This window comes from Rhodohalobacter sp. 614A (assembly GCF_021462415.1).
In the GTDB taxonomy this organism is placed as follows: Bacteria; Bacteroidota; Rhodothermia; order Balneolales; family Balneolaceae; genus Rhodohalobacter.
On the sequence record NZ_JAKEDS010000005.1, the window covers coordinates 1 to 23116 of the forward strand.

A 23116-nucleotide genomic window follows, 5' to 3' on the forward strand; every position below is an offset into this window, starting at 1 on the left:
CCGTGATCTACGTGACCTATCGTACCTATATTCACATGCGGCTTGGTACGTTGAAATGTCTCTTTTGCCATGGTTAAAAAATTATTTATTAGTTTTATTTACTTTTGAACGTTCAATCTGAAGAGCCGATAGTCGGAATTGAACCGACGACCCCTTCCTTACCATGGAAGTGCTCTACCCCTGAGCTATATCGGCTTGTTTCAGTGAGCGGGCGACCGGACTCGAACCGGCAACATTCACCTTGGAAGGGTGACGCTCTACCAATTGAGCTACGCCCGCAATTGTGATATATGTGGGGGGAGCAGGATTCGAACCTACGAAGTCTCACGACAACAGATTTACAGTCTGCCCCAGTTGGCCACTTTGGTATCCCCCCTTCTTTCTACTCTTTACAGAGAGAGCCAGTGGCCGGATTTGAACCGACGACCGGCGGTTTACAAAACCGCTGCTCTACCACTGAGCTACACTGGCATATCCAAAATTTCAAAAAACAACGGGTACAGATAAGAAAACTTACTCACCCAACTTTCAGTATCTTGAGGGCATAATTTCCCCACAAGCGAAAGACCTGAAACATAAGAACATCTCCGATATTAGTCAACAAAACTGAGCTATTTTTTTAATGATTCTTCCTTTTTCTTTTGAAGACTTTTATATATCACCCTTGTTATGACCAAAACGGATATCAAAATTAAAATTATCCAGCCATATACATTTAAATAGTGACCAATAATTTGCCAGTTCTCGTGCACAATCCATCCAAATGAAAGCAAAATGGTATTCCACAGAATAGAACTGATAAACGAACTAATAACAGTTGAATAAATTCTTGTCTTTGTAATTCCGGAAGCAAGGGAGATTGCGGAGCGTGTACCGGCTAAAAAACGATTGGCAAGAATAACACCCTGCCCCCAGCGCCCCATCCACCGGTTGATCTTGTCGAAATATTTTACATCAATAAACCTCATAAGCCAAAAACGGCTTCGTTCTTGCTCAATTCGATCTCCAAAATACCAACCAACCGCATACATACTCATAAATCCGAAAACGGACGCTATGGTTGTGAAAATTAAAACAGGTATAAAGTTAATCGTCTGTTCAGCAGCAAGATATCCTCCAAAAGCCACAAGTACATCCCCCGGAATTGGCGGCAGAATATTCTCCATATATGCAACAAGCGTAAAGATCAGGTAGATACTTACAGGAGATAGCGTTTGTATCCAGTCAACAAGTTGTTGTACGTATGCCTCCATGTTACACTTTTTCTAAAAGTACAACGGCATGAACTGCAATTCCTTCTTCCCTGCCGATGAACCCCATCTTCTCGTTTGTAGTTGCCTTCACAGAAATTTGGTTTTGATTACACCCCAACGCTTCAGCGATATGATTCCGTATACCCGGAATGTATGCACTCAATTTGGGCCTTTCTGCAACAATAGTTGAATCGACATTTATTATGGAATAGCCTTCTTCTTGAACCCGTGCATAAGATTCTTTCAGAAGCTTTGTACTATCCGCATTTTTAAAAGCGGGATCGGTGTCGGGAAAATGCTGTCCAATATCTCCCAGCGCAGCTGCGCCCAACATTGCATCAATAATAGCATGAAGCAATGCATCAGCATCCGAGTGACCTTTAAGCCCCTTGGAAAAAGGAATTTCAATCCCGCCCAAGAATAATTTACGCCCTTCTTCAAACGGGTGCACATCAAAACCCTGGCCCACCCGAAAACTCACACCACCCCCTGCGTGATGAGATAACGGGCTACATTTAAATCATGTGGATGTGTAATTTTGAAATTTTCTGAAGATCCCTCTACAAGAACAACTTTTCCACCGGTTCTTTCCACCAGAGAAGAGTCATCTGATCCCAGAATTTTATGTTCCTTTGCATATTGATATGCTTCCCGTAGCAGAGCCGCCCAAAAAATCTGAGGCGTCTGTGCCTGCCAAAGTTTTTTTCTGTCCGGTGTTTCTTCAACTTCCAGGCTTGGCCGGGCAATTTTTATCGTATCTCGTGCGGGAATAGCAAGTACAGCCCCGCCAGATCTTGACGCTTCCTCAATACAATTCTCAATTTCTTCTTTCTTTACAAAGGGGCGGACTGCATCGTGCACAGCAATTAGCCCTGTCTTATCGGATATCTGTTCAAGAGCATTTCGAATGGAGTCCTGACGCTCAGCCCCGCCTTCAACAACCGAGCATTTTAAACCCGGAAAAACATTGTTGAGGATGTCCTCCGTTAAGCCTACATATTCCTGCGACGTTGAAACAATCACCTCTCCCAAACCGGAAACCTCCCTGAATCTTGAAAGTGTATGCTCCAAGACTGTTTTTCCGGCTATTTTAATATACGGCTTGGGAACTTCTCCCCCCAGCCTTTCCCCTTTTCCAGCTGCGGGGATTATAAGCGCCAGTTGTTGCTTTTCCACGTGTTATTGTATCAACATTGCATCCCCGAACGAGAAGAAACGATAGTCTTTATCAACGGCCTCTTTGTATGCTTTTTTGATGAACTCAAAGCCACCAAAAGCAGCCGCCAACATTAACAGAGTTGATTCGGGTCTGTGAAAATTTGTAATCAATCCTTCTGTAATCTTAAACTCATAATCAGGATAAATGAACTTATCTGTCCAGCCTGTTCCCGGTTTAGACATGCCGCTTGCCATTACACTGGTTTCAATAACCCGAACGGCAGAAGTTCCGCACGCATAAACTTTATTTTTTTTGCTTGACAGAGCTTCATTAATCCTGTCAGAGGTTTCCTGGGATATGTAATAATTCTCGGAATCCATCCGGTGCTTGGTCAAATCTTCCACTTCTACCGGGCGAAATGTGCCCCAGCCGATATGAAGGGTTACCGGCACAAAATCCACGCCTTTCTTTTCCAGCTTTTCAACAAGATCGGGGGTAAAGTGCATGCCGGCAGTGGGTGCGGCAACAGCTCCTCTTTCTTTCGCAAAAATGGTTTGATAACGTTCTTTATCCGTTTCCTTTGGATCGCGTTCGATATACGGAGGCAACGGCATGTCGCCAATCTCATCAAGACGAGCGTAAAGATCTTCATTTGGACCTTCATATAAGAAACGAATCGTTCGGCCCCGCGATGTAGTGTTGTCTACAACTTCGGCCATCAAATCTTCACCGAAATAAAGTTTGTTACCGATCCGGATTTTACGGGCCGGCTCAACCAAAACATCCCACAACATATTCTCGGGCATCAGCTCTCTGAGAAGGAATACTTCAATATCGGCTTCAGTTTTTTCTTTTTTTCCTTTTAATTTAGCCGGAAATACCTTTGTATTATTATATACAACAACATCTCCCTTGTTCAGGTATTTATGAATGTCAGAAAATTTTTCGTGTTTGATGGTTTCTTCTTCTCGATCAAGAACCATCAGGTTTGAGCCATCTCTTGGGTCTTTTGGTTCATCAGGTACATTAAAATCATCGATTTCAAACTTGAAATCTGTCAATTTCATTTTCAAAACAGTAGGGATTATGAATTTGAATTTTCAACTTTAAGGAAGCTAGAAAATATAGCTGTTTTTTCTTGCTCTGACAAGGTGAATATGTTTAAAGTGAACAACAACTTTTTCAATCACATTCCTTCTTTTTAAAACAGACTTCTCCTTGTTATTACAGGGAAATTCGCCAACACAAATCTGCACCTTCTTTTTGTATAATAATTATTTACTAACTCCTTACATTTATGTATAATTATTGGTGTTGAGAAACCGTTTGATTAGAAAACATAATCATTATGAAATTCATTACTTCTCTCATATTAATTCTTCTAATAACTGTTGTTGTAGCCAATGCCCAGTTACGTGAAGATCTATCTTATCAACCGGAACAGTATACAACCAGTGTTTCAACCTCTCCGCATTCGGGCCCGGGTAACTGGATGAATATGCTGAATATGACAATGAGCCACTCGTATTCGATGTCTTTCAGCAATTTTGGCGGCCAGATGCAAAACATCAATGCCTATACCAATCATATGTTTTTTGATTTGAATGAAAAATTTAATGCTCAGCTGGATGTCTCGGTCCTCCACTCTCCCTTCGGCAATAGTTTTATGAATAACGAAAATAGTTTAGGCGCACAGATTATTATCGATCAGGCGAGACTTGATTATCAATTATCTCCGAATGCCAGTATTTCGTTTCAGTTTTCGCAACGGCCGGCCTATTATGGACGCGGAGCATTCTATTCTCCTTTTTATAACCGGATGTCACCCTGGTATTAAGCTCATTGATGGCTAACGACTCTAAAGAAGAAAATTCGAAGCACCTCTTTCTTAATTCTGTAATCGGGTTTCTGGGTGTTTTACTTTTTATCTTACTCATTGCCTTATTTTCCCGTATTTTATACCCGAGAATTGTTGCTGATCGTGCTCAGGAAGACCCGGCGCTGATCAGTGAGGTTATTCAGCTTGAAGTATTGAATGGTTGCGGAATAACCGGAATTGCCACACGATTTACAGATGGACTTAGAGAGTACGGTTTTGATGTTGTTGAAACCGGAAATTATGATCACTTTGATGTCTCAGACACATTTGTGATTTCCCGGAGCGGCCAAATGGAAAACGCATACAGGGTAGCCAGTGCACTGGGAATTTCCCGCGATCAGGTAATCAGAGAACAATCCCCTGATTTTTACCTGGATGTAACATTAGTGATTGGCACAGATTATGAATCCTTAAATTTAAATTAACTGCCTATGACCAAAAAGACGGATATTGCCGAATCAATTTTTCAGACAGATTCACCGGGCAAAACATCTGATTCTAAAAAATTAATAGATGCTATTGTTGAGGGACTTCTCGAAAAAAAAGCAAAAAATATAAAATTGCTTGATGTTCGGGCACTTACAACATTGACTGATTTTTTTGTCGTTTGCCATGGAACTTCGGAAACACAAATCCGCGCATTAGCCAACAGTGCTATCGAAAAAGTAAAAGAAGAATTGGAAGAAAATGTGTGGAAAAAAGAGGGAATGGATGCCAGAAGGTGGATTATCCTGGATTACGTAAATGTTGTTGTTCATATCTTTAGCGAAGAAAAACGACAATATTATGGAATTGAGCGCATGTGGAATGACGCCGAAATTACAGAGATTGAAGACACACCATAGCCCTTTAATATTGAACTGCCAAAGTTTTATTAACTTTAGCCAATTATCAGATCTGTACCATCGCAAACATTAATTAACGCTTTTCTGCTTGTCCAGGTTAGCTACATATTCAACCAATCTCTGCGTTTCTATCCTGGTCATTTTGTTAGTAGGCCTTGCTGTATTTGAAGCCATTCAAATTTCAGGAACGTCCGATAACGGTATTCCTACAGATGAAGATATTCAACTCTCGCTCGAAGCAAGCGTAGATTTTTTTGATGATCTCTCCGGCGACTTTCGTGAAAAATCAAACCGGATTTACAACGATATCAGCGAAGCCATCCAAACGGACGTAGAGAGAATGGCTCTCTATAACCGGCTTGACAATTACGATGTATGGGGAGTTACCGTTCTGAGAGGAAATTCTAAATGGATCTGGAAAGGATTTGACCTGAGTACTCCTTCCGACTCGGCAACTATAGATACCGATGCAGATAAAATATCTATTGCCAATTACAACAATGTGGTTGTCTATTTAAGTCGGCGGACGCTTGATTTTAACGGAGAGCATTATATAATCCTGGCTGCAGAAAAACTCTATACGGTGACAGACCTTCCTTTTGCTGAAAACGGAAGGTCTCCTTTTTCCAGCGAACCTGCTTTAAGAGATCATTACCCGGTCTATTTCAACTTCTTTGGCAACATGCCGGAGAATGCCATTTACCGAACATTAAGTACCGCTTTCAGTGACTCAGTCGGCACCGTTTATGCTCTTCCAAACCAGTCTTTCAACATCCAGCAATCCAATGATGACAGCCTAAATACAACTTCTATAAGGTTCGCCTTTCACGTAGCTATTTTCATTGTCTTTTTTATTATGCTGATTATCTGGTCATCAAATAAAAGAGATGTAACTATTCGTGCATTGGTTTTCCTGATTATTGCTCTCGCGTGGCCATTGATCTTATCCATCAATTTTATCGGGCTGTGGTCGTCCATGATTCATACCATGACGCCCGGAATTGAATTGCGGTCTATCCGGGAATTGACCCTCTACACGGTAAATGGACTCTTTATTCTCTTTCTGTTCATAGCGTTTAACAACCTTGTTCAACTTACCAAACGCAAAGAGTGGAACAGCAAACTTTCCCGGGCATTTCTGCTCTCCTTTTTTTTTGGAGCTATCCAGGTTCTCCTAATATCATTTTTTATCCAGTCGACCCAAACCCTGCTCACGAACAGCGAAATTCCGTTGCTGGATTTAGAACTCGCTCCCAATGCTCACTCCTTTTTCTTCTACATATCCTCCGGATTATTTTTTACAGGGGTTTCTGGTTTCGCTATTTCGGCAGGCTATCATCTAAATCTTATTGAGGATGGAAAATCCGTACTCATCGCAATTATTACTGCCTTCAGTTTCTTCTGCACCTATTTTTTGATGGACTTGATCGTTAATGATTTCATCATTGTGGACTGGATGTTTCTGCTATCGATAGTGTTGTTGTTAATCTATCTCATCATCATTCACTTTTTACATTTATATCCGGATCTCATTAAAGAGATGTCTGGTTTCCGAAAGTTGATGATCGGCGTGCTCATCGCTTCCTCAACTATTTACGTCATCATCTGGACAGCAATGAACATGCGGTTAGATGAAAGGCTTCTTGAAAATGTAGCCAGTTTCACAGAGGAAGGATCTATTGATACACGAACTATTTTATACGATCTTCTCGCAGATATTGAGTACGAATTTTCGGACGTTACCGCTCAAGACATTGACGATAATATTTCAGCCGTTCAGATTCAGTTTCAGCAAATCGTTCAGCAGAACATCCGGCAGCAGTGGTCAGATTACTCGTTCTATATTAAATTAATCTCAGAAGATAACCGCGAAATTGCGAGCTATTCGACAACCGTTGAAACCCCGGCCTGGTCTACATCTTTCTATAACAGGGATATTATGCTTCGAACTTACCGGGGTGAACAGATTCGATGGCACACCAACCGCCCTGTTATCTGGGACAACCTTCCGCTGAATCTGTCAGACCGGTTTATCTCCCTGTCACGCGGCTGGATTCCAATCTATGATCAAGAAAATCCGCGGGATATCATCGCGTGGGTTGCAGCAGATGTATATCTGGAACGAGCCGATTATAACAAACCCATGCGTGCAGTACTTTCAGAAATGCCTTCTGATGCGTGGAAACAGAGCTTTTATCTTGCTGAATTTACCGGCAGCCAGTTAACAAGAAACAGCATGATTGGTCTGTACAATCACCAGCCGCAATACCATATGCTGCCGGCCCGTGAGCTGGAAATAGCGCAAATTGATTCCATTAATTTCCTGACCAATAAAACAGCCCATGGTATTTTCAGGGAGGTTCTTGTCAACACCGATACTCGCAAAATTATTAAAGCGAGCACACCTTTCCCTGGTTTGGATCAACACCTGTTTTCCTACTTCAGGTTGCAAATTGTGTTGATATTCTTTGGGTTGTTTTGCTTCTCCATTTTTTCTTTGATCGGTTTACGGCACTTCAGTCCCTTTGGCCAAAGCAGAAAATTCAAAGCCCGTTTGATTGATGGCCTGGCACTTGCCACCATTCTCTTCCTGATTGTCCTCACATTTGCCACTCAATATGCTGTTGGCATTCAGAATGAAAAAACGCTGGAACGGGAATTGATTCAAAATCTGAATAATTTATCCGTTTCTCTAAAAGATGCCGCCCTGGCCGGAGAAACAGAAGCTACGACGATTCAGCTTTCAGATCTTACTTCACAATTTAATGTAGATGTGATTCTGTATCGCAATGCAAACGTGGTCGAATCCACAACTCCTCAGGTTTTTCAACAAAATTTAATTCCTTCCATTCTTCCATTTCCTGTTTATGATTTTATTTACAACCGGCAGAGAAGTCATTACATCACCACTTCAAGAATTGGAAACGAAGAACTGCTGGTTGGTTATCAATCTCTGCAAAACTCAGCCGGCGAAACCATTGGCGTAATAGCCATTCCAACATTTCTTCAATCACCGGTTTATAATGAACAGTTATTGGAAACTACCAGTTATTTGTTTGTGGTTTATCTTTTTATATTCGCCCTGTTTATTGGCGGATCCGTACTACTCTCCGGACAGCTGACGAAGCCACTTTCACTCATTCAAACGGGTTTGAAGAAAATTTCGCGGGGAGATATGAAAACCAAAGTCCCCGTTACCAGCCGCGATGAAATCGGTTCTCTTGCAAACGCTTATAACAATATGGTCATCCAACTTGAAGAGGCTCAAAAAGAGTTGGTAAAAGCGGAAAGAGAATCGGCCTGGAAAGAAATGGCTCAACAGGTTGCTCACGAAATCAAAAATCCTCTGACCCCCATGAAGTTGAATCTTCAACATCTGCAGAGACAATTGGAAAGTAACCCTGACAAAGCCCTTGAACTAAAACCGCTGATTGAAAAAACCGCCAACAATATCATCGGGCAAATTGAATCTCTGAATAAAATTGCCTCTGATTTTTCAAAATTTGCCCAGCCAATGCAAGAGCCCAAAGAACCGGTAGAACTGGCTGGTTTGCTTGAATCTGTTTCCGATCTTTATAATCACGAAATCACCTTACATCTGGATATTCAGATCCCCGGAAAATCAGTAATGGTGCATGCGGTAAAAGATGAACTGCGCCGGGTTTTTGTGAATCTCATCAAAAATGCCATTGAAGCGTGTGATAATGAGCACGCATACATAAAAATATTGCTTGAAAAGAACTCCGAATCCGTGCTTGTAAAAATTACGGATAACGGTTCAGGGATTGATGAGGAAGATCACGATAAAATCTTTGTTCCGAAGTTTTCAACAAAATCCAGCGGAACCGGATTAGGTTTGGCTATTTCCAAGAAAATTGTTGAAGCTCATGACGGTAAAATCTGGTTCAAATCCAGAAAAGGAGAAGGCACTGATTTCTTTGTAGAACTTCCCCTAAACTGATTTCTGCCATAACCTTTATATTCAATAATTTGACAAATTAGTTCTCATCTTTCTGCTCAAATTTTCGTACCATCCTCCCCTTCTGATGAATTTCCGAGATGAATCATATCGCCAGCAAATACGGAAAGAAGTCTCCAACTTATGGAGAATTGGATTTCCGGTCATAATCGCCCAGCTTCTTCAAATGAGTATGAGCTTTGTGGACACCGTTATGGCCGGACGGCTTTCTCCGGCTGACCTTGCTGCAGTGGCCGTAGGTACAAGTATGCTCATTCCGTTTGTTGTTCTCTGTATGGGAAGCATGATGGGCGTTACACCGATTGTAGCACAAAATGTGGGCGGACGGAAACTCTCTGTAATTGGAAAAAATGCACGGCAGGTTTTGTGGCTCAGTCAAATACTTGCAATCCCCAGTTTTTTCGTGCTCCGCAATCTCGACATTGTGTTTGTCTGGATTGGAGTCACAGAAAATATCATCCCGATTGCAGGAGGTTATTTAAAAGCCATTTCCTGGGGAATTTTCCCTCTCTATGCATATGGTGCGCTTCGAAATTTTAATGAGGGATTGAGCGTAACCCGCCCGGCCATGTTTGTGGCTTTTCTGGGAACACTGGTCAACATTCCCGCGAATTATGTGTTGATGTATGGTAAATTGGGAATTCCTGCCATGGGAGCCGTCGGAACAGGCTATGCTTCTGCGATCGTCTACACGGTTATGTTCCTGGCCATGTTTAGTTTTACATACACTTATAAATCTTACGAACGGTTCGATATCTTCTCCCGGTTCCGATTACCCGAAAAAAAATATCTCTCCGAATTATTGCGGATTGGCGTGCCGATTGGAATCAGTTCCACAATGGAAGTTTCGATGTTTGCTTGTGTAAGTTTGCTGATCAGTACACTGAGTACCGTAGCCGTTGCGGGACACCAGGTAGCCATCAACTTTGCCGCTTTGATGTTTATGATTCCCTTTGGCTTATCCGTTGCAATTACAGCTCGGGTTGGAAATTCAATCGGGAGAAAAAGGCCAGATGAAGCCCAATTTCGCGGATATATCGGGGTGGTAGTTTGCTGCTGTGTAATGATTGTTACTGCGATAATTATTTTTCTTTTCCCGAATCAAATTGCATCCATCTATACAGATGATGCCGCAGTGAAAGCCATCGCGGTTGAGCTGCTTTTTATGGCTGCAATTTTTCAACTCTCCGACGGATTACAAGTAGCTGGTTTCGGTGCATTGCGAGGATTGAAAGACACGAAAGTTCCTATGTTTGTGAACCTGTTTGCCTATTGGATTGTAGGACTTTCAGTTGCCTACTACCTCGGATTTATCTCTGATTATGGCGCACCCGGTTTGTGGGTGGGGTTGATTACAGGACTCACTGTGGCCGGAATTTTACACAATGTTCGATTTTACATCCGAACCAAAGCAATGGGCGCTTAACACCTTCACTGAGTTTAGTCTGCCGAACGAAAGTTTTCCATTTCAGATTGATTAGAATAGTTAGTACATACAACTACTTCATCTAATCTTTACTGAAATGAACTCCGCCTACATCCATTCTATTGAAACTGCCGTTCCGGAGTTTAAATATCAGCAGACCGAACTTCGCGATATCATGAAAGATGTAGTGGGTTCCACAAAACGGGAAAAACGAATCATCCATCATCTGTATTCCAATTCAGGAATTGACACGCGCTATTCCGTCGTGGATGATTTTAAAGACAGAAAATCGCCCAAATTATTTTTCAACGGACAAGGAGCGACTCCCGGCACAAAAAGCCGAAATGACCTTTATATCCAACAGGGACGTAAACTGTTTGTGGAAGTAGCTAAGAAACTTCTAAAAAATTCCGATTTTAAAGCAGCCGATATCACACATCTGGTAACCGTTTCCTGCACAGGATTTTACGCTCCCGGCCCCGATTTCGATATCATTGAATCGCTTGGTTTGAATCCTTCGGTTGAGCGTTATCATCTTGGATTTATGGGATGTTACGCATCCATCCCCGCCCTGAAAATGGCCCGGCAATTTTGCCAGGCAGATGAAAAATCTACCGTTCTTGTTGTTTCTGTAGAACTCTGTTCCATCCATTTTCAGGCAAATACCCAAATGGATAACCTTTTGTCTTCTACTGTTTTTGCAGATGGGGGTGCCGGAGTTATTATCAGTAGTAAAATGCCTGAGAAACAATCATTCAGGCTCGATGGATTTGCTTCCTCCATCAACAAAAAGGGTGCGGATGACATGGCATGGTCCATTGGCGATACAGGTTTTAATATGATTTTATCCAACTATATTCCTGATCTCCTCAAAGAAGGTATGGATGACTTTCTCTTGGATGTAATCAATCAGTTTAAAATCAGCCAAGATGAAATTGAACAATGGGCAATTCATCCCGGCGGAAAAGCAATTCTTGACAAGCTTGAATCGTCTACGTCCATCCCAAAAGGAACAGCCGGTTCATCACGAAAAGTACTTTCGAAATATGGTAACATGAGTAGTGCCACCATCCTTTTTGTGTTGAAAGAACTACTCGATCAAACATCAGATAAACCGGAGAAGAAAACATTGGCCATGTCGTTTGGTCCCGGGCTCACGCTGGAGTCTGCGCTGCTTTCCAAAATCACTCGCTGAGCCATGCCTCTCTTTCTGAAAAAACGAGATGAGAAGCTCACGGAAAAGATGGATCAACCGGATTGCGACACGCATCTGCTTTTTAATACATACCAGCAATTCACGACCATAAACAAACTTCTTTCGGGCTGGCAACGTGTTTATAAAAAATATATCCGTCCGGTTTTTTCTGATCCATCTAAAGAATATTCTATCCTTGATATTGGCTGCGGTGGCGGAGACATTATTCAACTGCTGGATCAGCTTTCAAAAAGAGATGGATTTCAGGTTAGATTTACCGGAATTGATCCGGATGCCCGTGCCATCCGGTTTGTATCAAAAAAAGAATCGCCCGAAAATATTTCTTTTTTACAAGCCAGTGCTTCCGATTTGATCAAGAAAAACCACTCTTTTGACATTGTAATTTCTAATCACCTGATCCATCATCTCACAAATTCCGAACTTTTAACGATTTGCGGGGAAGCTGAAAAACTTGCCTCGAAACGGATTGTATTTAATGATATTGAACGAAGTGATGTCGGTTATGCCTCTTTTAAGATTTCAGCATCTCTGATTTTTCACAACAGCTTTATCGTACCGGACGGACTAACTTCCATCAAAAAAAGTTTTCGAAAAGAAGAACTTCAAAATGCATTGCCAGATGGCTGGAATGTACACAAACAGTTTCCCTTTCGGCTTTTGGCCACTCATGAATCGCAAACAAATTGAGCAATTTGGAAACAGATATTGTTATTGTTGGCGGTGGTCCCGTGGGTTTATTTCTCGCGGGACGATTGATTCAGCATGGAATTTCATGCAAGGTTCTGGAAAAAAGAAATAAAATCGATCGACATTCCAAATCACTTGGCATTCATCCTGTATCGATGGAGCTTTTTCATACAGCCGGTATTGTAAAACCTTTTTTAAAAGAAGGATTAAAAATTAAAAAAGGAATTGCTTTTTGGGATGCGAAAGAACTTGGTACGATTTCATTTGAAGACTGTCCTCCTCCCTTCAGGTTTATTCTGGCACTTCCACAATGGAAAACAGAGAGAATCCTTGAAAACTGGGTACGAAAATCAGATCCTGATGCCTTCATTCGTGGCTCTGAAGTAACTGGGATTTCTCAAACTCATGATTCAACAGAAATCAAATTCACACACAATAGAGACACAAAATCCATCCGCAGCAGATTTCTTGTTGGCTGCGATGGCAAAAACAGTATTGTCCGAAAACTGGCAGGGATAGAATTCATCGGAAAAGCCTACCCCGACTGTTACATCATGGGCGATTTTGAAGATACAACTCCATTCGGCTCCGATGCCGCTGTTTATCTTCATTCTGAAGGATTGATTGAGTCGTTTCCCCTTCCAAATGATCAGAGACGTTGGGTGCTAAAAACCGATCGATATATTGAAAATCCCACTCCGCAAATGATTGCCGAGATTGTACGTACAAGGATTCATCATATTCTCTATGGCGCCAAAAATTTCATGGTCAGCAGTTTTGGAGTACAGCAGTATTCGGCTGAAAAATACGTTCACCAAAATGTGCTGTTGGCCGGAGATGCAGCTCATGTTGTAAGTCCCATCGGTGGACAGGGAATGAATCTCGGCTGGCTGGATGCGGAGCATGTCACTTCCGTTCTGAAGAATACCCTGGAGGATTCATCAAACCAAAAGAGACTATTTTCAGAATACTCGAAAAACAGGAAAAAAATTGCCAGGCAAGTTGCTAAACGGGCAGAAATGAATATGCATCTCGGACGAAAAGAGACGTCCACATTCTTCTATAAAATGATGATGACCATTTCTCTGAAAAGCAGGCTTAACAAATTACTTGCTCAAATTTTTACAATGAGAGGACTTGGAAAATGGTGGATTTAGCTTTTTTGCTATCCTGAGCTTTTTGAGTATTTAGTTACCAATGCTCAATCAAAAACAATCGTCTTATCCTTATAAATAAACACCCGGTTTTCGAGCACCAACTTTAGGGATTTTGCAAGGACATTTTTCTCAATATCCCGACCCGCCCGGGCCATTCCAGCCGCTGTAAAAGTATGATTGACGGGAATCACATCTTGGACAATTATCGGACCTTCGTCCAGGTTTTCGGTAACAAAATGAGACGTGCTTCCAATAATTTTTACTCCCCGCTCAAACGCCTGCTGGTAGGGTGAAGCTCCAATAAATGCCGGCAAAAAAGAGTGATGAATATTGATAATGCGATACGGATAATGTTTGATGAATCCGGGTGTGAAAATTCGCATATATTTTGCAAGCACAAGATATTCCGGTTCATAATCATTGAGACATGCCAAAATTTTCTGCTCATGCTCTTCTCTGGAATAAGCCTCCGCAGAAATATAGTGGTATGGAATATTGAACGATTCCGTCAATTTTCTGAGTGAATCATGATTGCTGATGACCGCTTTTATATCACAGGCCAGTTCATTATCCGCATTTCGGAGTAGCAAATCGCCCAGGCAATGAGTTTCTTTGGTCGCCAGAATCACAACCGGTTTTTTACGAAGTGCAGAAAGACGAATGTTGGCTTCCTCAGGTAATACGTCAGTCAATTTCTTTCTGAATGGCTCTTCCGGATGACTTCCCTCTAACACGGTTCTCATAAGAAAATAACCGGAATTTGAATCCACAAACTCATGGTTACTGATGATGTTCAACCCCAAATCATAAATCACTTTTGTGATATTATAAACGAGTCCCTTTGCATCCGGACAATCAATAAGAACAATTTGTTTCGACATTTTTTATCAGGATAAATGTGAAGAATGCTGCCGTTTTCGATAACCGATAAATATGAATGCACATACGAACAGAATCAACCCATAATAATTGTGAGTGACGGCCTCCCACGGAGAAATGGCAAATGTGGCACTTAGCAGAAGAGCCTGATTTCCATAGGGTATAAAACTCTGCGCCGAACATGCAAAAATATCCAGAAGGCTGGCCGTTCTTTTGGGAGAGATATTGTGTTTTTTTGCAATGGAGCGACTGATTTCACCCGTTACGACAATGGCTACCACATTATTTGCCACACAAATATCCGTGATAAACGCCAAAGCACCGATTGCCAGTTGCTGTGCTCTATTGCCAGTTCGGGATGCTTTCTCTGCCATTCGGTTGATTTTCCCGGCAATCCATTGGAGTCCGCCCTGCTGTTTGATAAATTCGGCGAGCGATCCGACAAACATCGCCAGTATAAAAATTCCAAACATACTGGCGAATCCGGCAGAAATATCTCCTCCCAAAGAAGAAAGCTCATATCCGGTCAAAAGAACTCCCTGTAAAGCAGCAAGAATAATTCCGAGAATCAAAACCAAAAATACATTCATACCACCTACTGCCAGAACTAAAATAGCTATATACGGAATGGTAGCCAGCCACTGCATCTGCTGACTTTCTACGGGCGCCGAGTCGGTCGCGATCAATAGAAAAACAATGACTGAGATAATCGCAGCAGGCAATGCCACCTTAATGTTTTCCCGAAATTTATCCCGCATTTCTACACCTTGGGTTCGGGTAGCGGCAATCGTCGTATCAGAAATAATGGAGAGGTTATCCCCAAACATTGCACCGCCAAAAAGGGCTCCGGCAAGAAACGTTGGATCGGTACCGGTTTGATCGGCAAAACCAACAGCCACCGGAGCTAACGCTCCAATTGTACCTACGGAAGTTCCCATCGCCAGAGAAATCAATGCGGCAATCACAAACAAGCCCGGTAAAATATAACCGGCCGGTATAATTTGAAGTCCGGCATTGACAACGGCTTCCACTCCACCAGTCGCTTCGGCCACACTTGAAAAAGCACCTGCCAACAAGAATATCATACACATGGTGATGATATTATCATTCCCGGCCCCTTTTACTAAAATGGCGATAGATTCTTTTAAGGGCTTCCGATGAAGAAGAATCGCTAGAATGAGTGCAGGAATAATGGCCACCTGGCCCGGCAATTGTTGGAATGGATGATCGACTCCCTGAACTTGGAGAACGATTCCCGAACCAAGAAAAAGAGCTATGAATAGTAAAAACGGAAGAAGAGAGAGTGTTGCTTTCCGGCTGTTGAGTTGATCCATAGGGGGAATTAAAAAGCCCGACCTGTATTAGATCGGGCTTTTATTAATTAGATATTATCGAATCAATAATTAGCTCTTCTGCTTATCCTCTTCCACATAATCGCGGAGAACTTTGTGCAGAATTCCGCCATTTCGGTAGTAATCCACTTCAACGGGTGTATCGATTCGGCAATCAGTTACAAACTCAATCTGGGTTCCGTCTTCTTTGGTGGCGGTAACTTTGATTTCGTCGCGAGCTTTCACATTGTCATCCACGTGAATGTTAAATGCTTCCGTACCATCAAGTCCAAGGCTGTCAGCGCTATCTCCTTCTTTAAATTGAAGCGGCAGAACTCCCATTTGGATCAGATTGGATCGGTGAATACGCTCGTAAGAAACGGCAATCACACATTTCACACCAAGAAGATTGGTTCCTTTTGCAGCCCAGTCACGAGATGAGCCGGTTCCGTACTGCGTACCGGCCAATGCAACCAGCGGAGTATTTGATTCTTTATACTTCAACGAAGCATCAAAGATTGTTGTGATTTCACCGGTTGGGTGATATTTCGTAAAACCGCCTTCCGTTCCGGGAGCCAGTTGATTTTTAAACCGTACGTTTGCGAAAGTACCGCGTGTCATCACACGGTCGTTGCCCCGACGTGATCCGTAGGAGTTGAAATCTTTTTTCTCAACGCCATGTGCTTTCAGATATTCACCTGCAGGCGCATCTTCCTTAATATTTCCGGCGGGTGAAATGTGATCGGTTGTGATTGAATCGCCTACTTTGACGAGCACTTTTGCCCCTTTAATGGGTTGAATCGGAGCAGGATCACCTTCCATTCCCATAAAGAATGGCGGTTCCTGAATGTATGTGGATGAATCATCCCATTCGAAAAGATCTCCACCTTTCACAGGAATTTTTTCCCACGTTTCTGATTCAAAAATGTCGCTGTACATTTTTTCAAACAGTTCAGGACGAATGGCGCTGTCCAGATGCTCGGCGATTTCTGCGGTCGTCGGCCAAATCTCTTTCAGGTAAACGTCTTTTCCATCTTTATCTTTGCCGATTGGCTCGTTAGCAAGATCAATATGAACGGTTCCTGCCAATGCGTATGCCACTACAAGCGGAGGTGACGCGAGGAAATTCGCTTTCACCCACGGATGGATTCGGCCTTCGAAGTTTCTGTTGCCTGAGAGAACTCCGGCAGCAATCAAATCGCCTTCTTTAATGGCTCTTTCAACCGGTTCGGGAAGCGGGCCTGAGTTACCGATACAAGTTGTACATCCGTAACCCACAAGATTAAAACCGAGTTTGTCCATGTATTCTGTGAGACCGGCTTCTTGCAAATATTCGGTTACAACCCTGGAACCCGGTGCCAGTGACGTTTTCACATACGCGGGAACTTTGAGTCCGCGTTCGTATGCTTTTTTGGCTACAATACCTGCGCCAAGCATCACACTTGGGTTGGATGTGTTGGTACAACTTGTGATAGCGGCAATTACCACATCGCCGTGTTTCATTTCAATTTGCTGGCCATTTTTGTACACACCTTTGTTTGCCAGTTTTTCCTGTGTGAGGCTAAAGCCCATTGTCGGGTCGTCACTGGTCAGAGATTGCTCAAAAGTCGTTTTCATATTTTTCAGCACAATCCGGTCGTGCGGAAGTTTCGGTCCGGCGAGTGATGTTTCAACCGTACTGAGATCCAGCTCAAGTGTGGATGAAAATTCCGGATCAATAGTATCATCTGTTCTGAAGAGTCCTTGTGCTTTGGTATAACTTCCAACCAGATCAACCAGTTCTTTTGCGCGCCCTGTTCGGCTCATATAACGAAGGGATTCTTCATCAATCGGGAAGAAACCCATGGTTGCGCCATATTCAGGAGCCATGTTTGCAATGGTTGCACGATCTGGCAGACTCATATTGCTGATTCCATCACCATAAAATTCCACAAACTTGCCAACCACACCGTGCTTGCGAAGCATCTGGGTTACGGTCAGAGTCAAGTCTGTTGCCGTGACGCCTTCTCGAAGAGCGCCAGTCAGTTTCATACCCACAACTTCAGGCACCAACATGGAAATGGGCTGACCCAACATAGCCGCTTCCGCTTCAATTCCGCCAACACCCCAACCAAGAATTCCGAGTCCGTTAATCATCGTGGTGTGAGAGTCGGTTCCCACCAATGTATCAGGGTAAGCAACGGTTGAACCGTCAGCTTCTTTACGAGTAAAAACTCCTTTTGCCAGGTACTCAAGGTTTACCTGGTGAACAATTCCACGCCCCGGAGGAACTACCCGGAAATTATCAAAAGCTTCTTTGCCCCACTTCAGGAATTGATAGCGTTCGTTATTCCTCTCCATCTCTTTTTCCACGTTAAACATCAGCGCGGCGTCACGGCCAAACATATCTACCTGAACAGAGTGGTCAATTACAAGATCCACCGGAACTTGTGGGTTGATGGACTTTGGATCCCCTCCCATTCGTTTCATGGCAGACCGGAGAGCGGCTAAATCCACAACCGCCGGAACGCCCGTAAAATCCTGCAACACAACCCGTGATGGTTTGAAAGGGATCTCTCCTTCCGGATTTTTTGCATTATAATTTGCGAGAAGTTTGATGTCATTTTCCGTGATGGCGTAGCCGTCGAATTCTCTTAAAACGGCCTCCAATAAAATTTTAATCGTAAATGGCAGTTTGCTGATATTCCCGTAGCCAAGTTCTTCCAGTTTTTTAAGGCTATAGAGATGAGCCTCACCCGAACCAGTGTTAAATGCTACTTTGGTTTGCTTAAGTGGGTTGTTGGATGTCATAAAGTCCTCAGTTGATTTTTCAACATGTTAAGATTTTCCTTTTGAGTCTTTAAAAATAAGGTTTTTTGGATTTAGTTTCTTTATAAATAAGAATCCCTATTCAAAGACCGAATACATTACAGCAGCCATTTCAAATCCTGAAAATTTATTCTTCGAATTCACAAGCAATCAGGTTCCCAGCTCCATCAAAACAGCTTTTTAAAGGTACACCTCTCCAGCTTGCTATTCCCGCCACCAATCCGGTTCCATTTACTACATTGGTTGCAACTTCCGGTAAAGCAAGTTGTTGTTCATCAATATCCGCCAAATCCGGCCAATCTTCACTTGCGGAAGCCACAACGACAGATCGTTCTCGAATGATTAGTTTCTCACGGGATGTTATTGTTTCTGCTTCCAGCATGGGCCAGGCATCAATGTCAATGTAATAACTTCCCGGAGTGCTTACATATGCTGTTTCCAGATGAGAAAGTGAAACGGGAAACTCAGCTGACAATCTATTATGCTCTACTACCTGAAGAATAAATGTAGTTTCTACAACTGCCAAATCTTCGATACCCGAAACCTCAATACTTCCCTTCTCCTCTCCAGTTTGATATGTAATTTTGGGTTTTGGAATATTTTTTGGTGTAGTAGCCACTGCATAACAGCTTTCCCCCTCTTGCGACTCTACCCGCAATGTATATGTTTCTTCCGGAAGAATCGGTTCTGTTGTCCAAAAATTCCATGCGTACGCTAACGAGCTATAAGAAAAAAGAGAATCATGTAAAGAAATCATCTTACCATCACTTTCACGGGTTAATGTTACTTCTATCTTTTCATTTAATTCCGGAGCTTCAACCAATACCTTATCCTGAATAGGTATAACCCGAACCCATTGTGTGTCTGCATTTACATCCAGTAAACCATACACAGAAAACCGATAAGTATCGTTTTCCTGCAAGGCAGAAAAATCTGTCTCACAGGATAGTACAGCAAGCAGAGTGCACAGTAAAAGACAAGCATTCGTTAAAAATGTTTTGGAATAATAAAAAGTTGCTGATTTCATTATTTGGATCCTATTTTAATGGACATGTAAGGCAGTATGGGCAATTGATAAATAGTGGTTTGATAGTATACATCGTAATAAAAAAGATTATTTCGATCGTACATATTAATGGCTCCTAACTGAACTCTCATTTTTGTATTTGAAATATCGAACGCCTGTTCAATGGAAACATCCAGCCGGTGAAAATCAGGTAGCCGCCCCTGAAATGGTTTTTCAAGCAATATTCTTGGTGATCCATAATCCTCAACTACATCCGGTAAATGTTCGAGGAAAACAAAGTAGCTGTCGAATCCCAATGGTTGCGTATATGGCATTCCTGAACCATACACCCAACTCACGTTGGCACTGAAGTCTCTAAATTTAAACCCGGTTTGCACGCTAATTTGATGACGCTGATCATGTGCGGGATGATACTTCTGAACCGGCTCACCAAACCACACGTTAAAATGATCCTGTGCGGTGGTATACGTAGTTTCTGAATACCCATAGCTCATTGACCAATAATACGCCCTGCGATTATAGCTTAACTTAACATCCGCTCCCTGCACGTCTCCGTTTGCATAGGCAAGATCAGTGGTAAATTCTGCCGTCATACTCCACACAGATACGGGAATATCTTTCATCTGCTTGAGATACCCTTCAACAGAAAAATCTAAATAATCTCCAAGGGGTTGGCGCCACCCCACAAGAAAGTGGTTCGATTGCATCCTTCGGCTTTTTTCTGGTACAGCCATCCAAGCGGTAAATGCTGCTCCTGCATCTCTGAAGTCTGTGATTCCTACCACCGGTTGTCGGTATATTCCGGCGGCGGCATGGATCTCTTCATTTGATTTTCCACGAGGCTGCCAAGAAACCTGTAAACGTGGCTCAAGACTTGTTTTAAACCGCTGAATGAATGAAGTGATTACGACACCAGGAACCACAGAAACTTTATCTCCCAGCGAAATATTTGTTTTTACGTATCCTCCCAGACTCAAAAATGGCTGGGCCTTATTTTTAACTGATAGAAACCGGTCAGAAATATCATAGTCTACATTCCGATAGGTAGAAAAAATGCCATAGTCTAACCGGTAATCGCCAACATATTGCGTAATATTTACATCAAAATTTGATTTAAACACACTCGCTAATCTATTATTGGTACTGAGTCCGCCAACACGATTGGTATAATGCGAAATACCAAAATTTGCATCTACAAAGGACACATTTAAATTTTCAGACGTACCCGCGCAACGACCTCCTAATACTACATTCCTCCACTTAAAAACTTCGTCGTTGTCAAAATCAAGTTTACCCCGGTCATACGTTCGCAGCATATGGGCTGAACAGTTAAACCCTCTGTCTCCAGCATAATTATATTTAACCAGCTGACTGTTAAATTTCAATGGCTGCTCTTCATCCAAATAAAGTGCGCTCGCTTCTTCAATCAACGATCCTCTGAAAGATGCTATTAAAGAGCTTTTTCCTTTTCTGATGGGTGTTTCAAAAAACACATCAGATATAAAAGGACTCAGCGAAGCAGACCAATTCCTGTTATATAAATTCCCATTTTTGAGGGTTACATCAATTACTGAAGATGTTCTGCTGCTATATTCTGGTCCAAATCCGCCAGCATATAAATCAGCACTGGAAAGAACATCCTCAGAAAACACAGAAAAGAAACCGATAATGTGAAATGGTTGGTAGATAAGTGTGCCATCCATAAGCACAAGGTTTTGATCTGGCGTCCCTCCGCGAATAAATAACTGACCGCCCCGGTCACCTGCGGCCACCACACCTGATTGTGTTTGCAGATAGCTAACCAAGTCTCCGCCACCGGCGGGAGTAGGAATTCGGCTTAAATCTTCAGCGTTAATTCTTGTCTGTCCCGGCACCAGATCATCAGAAGACACACCGGAAACAACAACCTCACCAAGTGATTCTTCCGAGCGAATCATGGCTACATTTTTAACTATATTCTCTTGCAATTGCAATGTATCAGAATAGGATTGATATCCCACGAAACGAATAGTTAATATATAAACTCCCTCTTCTAAACCGTTAAATTGATAGAGTCCGTTTTTATCGGTTGCGGTTCCTTCTACAAATTTCCCACTATTTAAAGAGAGCGATATATTCGCCCCTTCAAGAAATTCTCCGGTTTGATGACCTGTAATAATTCCCCGAATAGTAGACTGATTCTGACTTTGCACAATAGCCGGGAAACTAATTATCAGGATAAAACCTATCCCTATTAGTCTTTTTACGCTCATACTCTTCTGTCCCCCATAAATTAATCCTGAATCGAAATTGCCATCAATGTATCTTATTTTATTTAGTGATGACAATCACATATCCATGTGATTGTTGAATATTGTAACCTTAATTGAAAAAACTAAATTAAATTGGTTTTTCAACATTGCAATCCAAAAGATTTCCTTTTATCTTTATCGACTTTCCAATTTTGCAAAAATTAAAGAGAATATCGTGAATACGATCAGTAACAAAACATACAATGCAACACCATCCACCATCGAAAAGGAGTGGGTATTGGTGGATGCTGAAGACAAACCCCTTGGAAGGGTGAGCAGCGAAGTGGCTTCCATTTTACGTGGAAAGAACAAACCGGAATTTACTCCACATATGGATGCAGGCGACAATGTGATCGTCATCAATGCAGAGAAAGCTGTATTGTCCGGAGACAAAATGTCTCAAAAGGTATATTTCCGTCATACGGAATATCCCGGTGGAGAAAAATTTACCACGGCTCAGGAGATGCTTGAGAAAGATCCTACCAGCCTGGTGATGACCGCAGTTAAAGGTATGCTTCCAAAAAACAAACTGGGACGTAAGCTTTTAACCAATCTTCGCGTTTATGCCGGACCCGTTCATCCGCACACTGCTCAACAACCAGAAATCAAAGAAATTTAACAGCCCGACATGGCACAAGAAAATTACATTGGCCGAAGAAAGACGTCAACCGCACGCTTGTACATCAGCGATGGAAACGGAGTTTTCCTTGTAAATGGCAAGCCGATTGAAGATTACTTCAGCACAAAGGCCCGACTGAATGTTGCCAAGCTGCCTCTTGATTTAACCGAATTAGATGGCAGTTATGACATTAAAGTGACCGTTGCAGGTGGTGGAGTAACCGGACAAGCCGGAGCCGTATCCCTTGCTCTTGCCCGCGCTATTGACGATCTGAATGAGGACAAACACGGAATTCTGAAAGAAAACGGACTTCTTACCCGGGACGACAGAATGGTTGAACGTAAAAAATATGGTCAGCCAAAAGCCCGTAAGAAATTCCAGTTCTCTAAACGGTAAAACGAGTTACGGGTTTCGCGTTCCAGGTTATTGGATTATTCAACCCGAAACACGCATCTCGCAACACGAAACGTTTTTTAATCACACATACACAGCGACCTGACGTCGGGTGTTTATTCTGAAAATTTCAGAATAGATTGGCGAGCAGGGTTGACCTGTGTAGA

19 protein-coding genes and 4 tRNA genes are annotated in these 23116 nt (G+C 42.4%); 10 read left to right on the forward strand and 13 right to left on the reverse strand.

Annotated features, from left to right (window positions below; translation table 11 throughout):
* Positions 1-123: 123 nt before the first annotated feature.
* From L0B18_RS18045 to queA, 8 genes are all read right to left on the reverse strand, one after another.
* Positions 124-195: transfer RNA gene (locus tag L0B18_RS18045), tRNA-Thr, on the reverse strand.
* A gap of 11 nt (positions 196-206) precedes the next feature.
* Positions 207-279: transfer RNA gene (locus L0B18_RS18050), tRNA-Gly, on the reverse strand.
* A gap of 14 nt (positions 280-293) precedes the next feature.
* Positions 294-376, reverse strand: a tRNA-Tyr gene (locus L0B18_RS18055).
* Between the two features lie 23 nt (positions 377-399).
* Positions 400-471: transfer RNA gene (locus L0B18_RS18060), tRNA-Thr, on the reverse strand.
* 140 nt (positions 472-611) lie between these two features.
* Positions 612-1253 carry a DedA family protein gene (locus L0B18_RS18065; protein ID WP_234573312.1) on the reverse strand — a complete coding sequence of 214 codons (642 nt, stop codon included), beginning with the start codon at positions 1251-1253 and terminating at the stop codon, positions 612-614.
* A gap of 1 nt (position 1254) precedes the next feature.
* The gene (gene ispF, locus L0B18_RS18070; protein WP_234573313.1) at positions 1255-1734 is read right to left on the reverse strand and encodes a 2-C-methyl-D-erythritol 2,4-cyclodiphosphate synthase; all 480 of its coding nucleotides are present in this window, start codon (positions 1732-1734) and stop codon (positions 1255-1257) included.
* A complete protein-coding gene (ispD, locus tag L0B18_RS18075; protein ID WP_234573314.1) occupies positions 1731-2429 on the reverse strand; it encodes a 2-C-methyl-D-erythritol 4-phosphate cytidylyltransferase in 699 nt (232 codons plus the stop codon). The genes ispF and ispD overlap by 4 nt, the downstream gene beginning before the upstream one ends.
* 3 nt (positions 2430-2432) lie before the next feature.
* The gene (queA, locus tag L0B18_RS18080) at positions 2433-3479 is read right to left on the reverse strand and encodes a tRNA preQ1(34) S-adenosylmethionine ribosyltransferase-isomerase QueA (protein ID WP_234573315.1); all 1047 of its coding nucleotides are present in this window, start codon (positions 3477-3479) and stop codon (positions 2433-2435) included.
* 281 nt (positions 3480-3760) lie between these two features.
* Here queA and L0B18_RS18085 point away from each other — a divergent pair, with 281 nt between their 5' ends.
* The 8 genes from L0B18_RS18085 (at position 3761) to L0B18_RS18120 (ending at position 13601) form a co-directional block, all read left to right on the forward strand.
* Entirely contained in the window at positions 3761-4249 is a 489-nt protein-coding gene (locus L0B18_RS18085; RefSeq protein ID WP_234573316.1) for a hypothetical protein, read from the forward strand.
* An 8-nt stretch (positions 4250-4257) separates the two neighbouring features.
* Positions 4258-4716 carry a LytR C-terminal domain-containing protein gene (locus L0B18_RS18090; RefSeq protein ID WP_234573317.1) on the forward strand — a complete coding sequence of 153 codons (459 nt, stop codon included), beginning with the start codon at positions 4258-4260 and terminating at the stop codon, positions 4714-4716.
* Positions 4717-4722: 6 nt separating this feature from the next.
* The gene (gene rsfS / locus L0B18_RS18095) at positions 4723-5136 is read left to right on the forward strand and encodes a ribosome silencing factor (protein ID WP_234573318.1); all 414 of its coding nucleotides are present in this window, start codon (positions 4723-4725) and stop codon (positions 5134-5136) included.
* Between the two features lie 88 nt (positions 5137-5224).
* Positions 5225-9097, forward strand: a complete 3873-nt coding sequence (locus L0B18_RS18100) for a sensor histidine kinase (RefSeq protein ID WP_234573319.1) — start codon at positions 5225-5227, stop codon at positions 9095-9097.
* Positions 9098-9182: 85 nt separating this feature from the next.
* On the forward strand, positions 9183-10541 hold the full coding sequence (locus L0B18_RS18105; protein WP_234573320.1) for an MATE family efflux transporter: 1359 nt from the start codon (positions 9183-9185) through the stop codon (positions 10539-10541).
* 97 nt (positions 10542-10638) lie between these two features.
* Positions 10639-11736: a type III polyketide synthase gene (locus L0B18_RS18110; RefSeq protein ID WP_234573321.1), complete on the forward strand. Its 1098-nt coding sequence runs from the start codon at positions 10639-10641 to the stop codon at positions 11734-11736.
* 3 nt (positions 11737-11739) lie between these two features.
* Positions 11740-12444, forward strand: coding sequence for a methyltransferase domain-containing protein (locus L0B18_RS18115; protein ID WP_234573322.1), 705 nt, complete (start codon positions 11740-11742; stop codon positions 12442-12444).
* 5 nt (positions 12445-12449) lie between these two features.
* On the forward strand, positions 12450-13601 hold the full coding sequence (locus tag L0B18_RS18120) for an FAD-dependent oxidoreductase (RefSeq protein ID WP_234573323.1): 1152 nt from the start codon (positions 12450-12452) through the stop codon (positions 13599-13601).
* 44 nt (positions 13602-13645) lie between these two features.
* Here the strand turns inward: L0B18_RS18120 and purU are convergent, their stop codons facing one another.
* From purU to L0B18_RS18145, 5 genes are all read right to left on the reverse strand, one after another.
* On the reverse strand, positions 13646-14482 hold the full coding sequence (purU, locus tag L0B18_RS18125; RefSeq protein WP_234573324.1) for a formyltetrahydrofolate deformylase: 837 nt from the start codon (positions 14480-14482) through the stop codon (positions 13646-13648).
* Positions 14483-14488: 6 nt separating this feature from the next.
* Positions 14489-15814 carry a Na+/H+ antiporter NhaC family protein gene (locus L0B18_RS18130; RefSeq protein WP_234573325.1) on the reverse strand — a complete coding sequence of 442 codons (1326 nt, stop codon included), beginning with the start codon at positions 15812-15814 and terminating at the stop codon, positions 14489-14491.
* 69 nt (positions 15815-15883) lie between these two features.
* The gene (gene acnA / locus L0B18_RS18135; protein ID WP_234573326.1) at positions 15884-18601 is read right to left on the reverse strand and encodes an aconitate hydratase AcnA; all 2718 of its coding nucleotides are present in this window, start codon (positions 18599-18601) and stop codon (positions 15884-15886) included.
* A 145-nt stretch (positions 18602-18746) separates the two neighbouring features.
* Positions 18747-19646, reverse strand: a complete 900-nt coding sequence (locus L0B18_RS18140) for a hypothetical protein (protein ID WP_234573327.1) — start codon at positions 19644-19646, stop codon at positions 18747-18749.
* The gene (locus L0B18_RS18145) at positions 19646-21898 is read right to left on the reverse strand and encodes a TonB-dependent receptor (RefSeq protein ID WP_234573328.1); all 2253 of its coding nucleotides are present in this window, start codon (positions 21896-21898) and stop codon (positions 19646-19648) included. The genes L0B18_RS18140 and L0B18_RS18145 overlap by 1 nt, the downstream gene beginning before the upstream one ends.
* A gap of 214 nt (positions 21899-22112) precedes the next feature.
* Here L0B18_RS18145 and rplM point away from each other — a divergent pair, with 214 nt between their 5' ends.
* Both rplM and rpsI read left to right on the forward strand, forming a co-directional pair.
* Positions 22113-22556 (forward strand): 50S ribosomal protein L13, encoded by a 444-nt coding sequence (rplM, locus tag L0B18_RS18150; protein WP_370647609.1) that lies wholly within the window; start codon positions 22113-22115, stop codon positions 22554-22556.
* A 9-nt stretch (positions 22557-22565) separates the two neighbouring features.
* Positions 22566-22952: a 30S ribosomal protein S9 gene (rpsI, locus tag L0B18_RS18155; protein ID WP_234573329.1), complete on the forward strand. Its 387-nt coding sequence runs from the start codon at positions 22566-22568 to the stop codon at positions 22950-22952.
* Positions 22953-23116 lie beyond the last annotated feature (164 nt).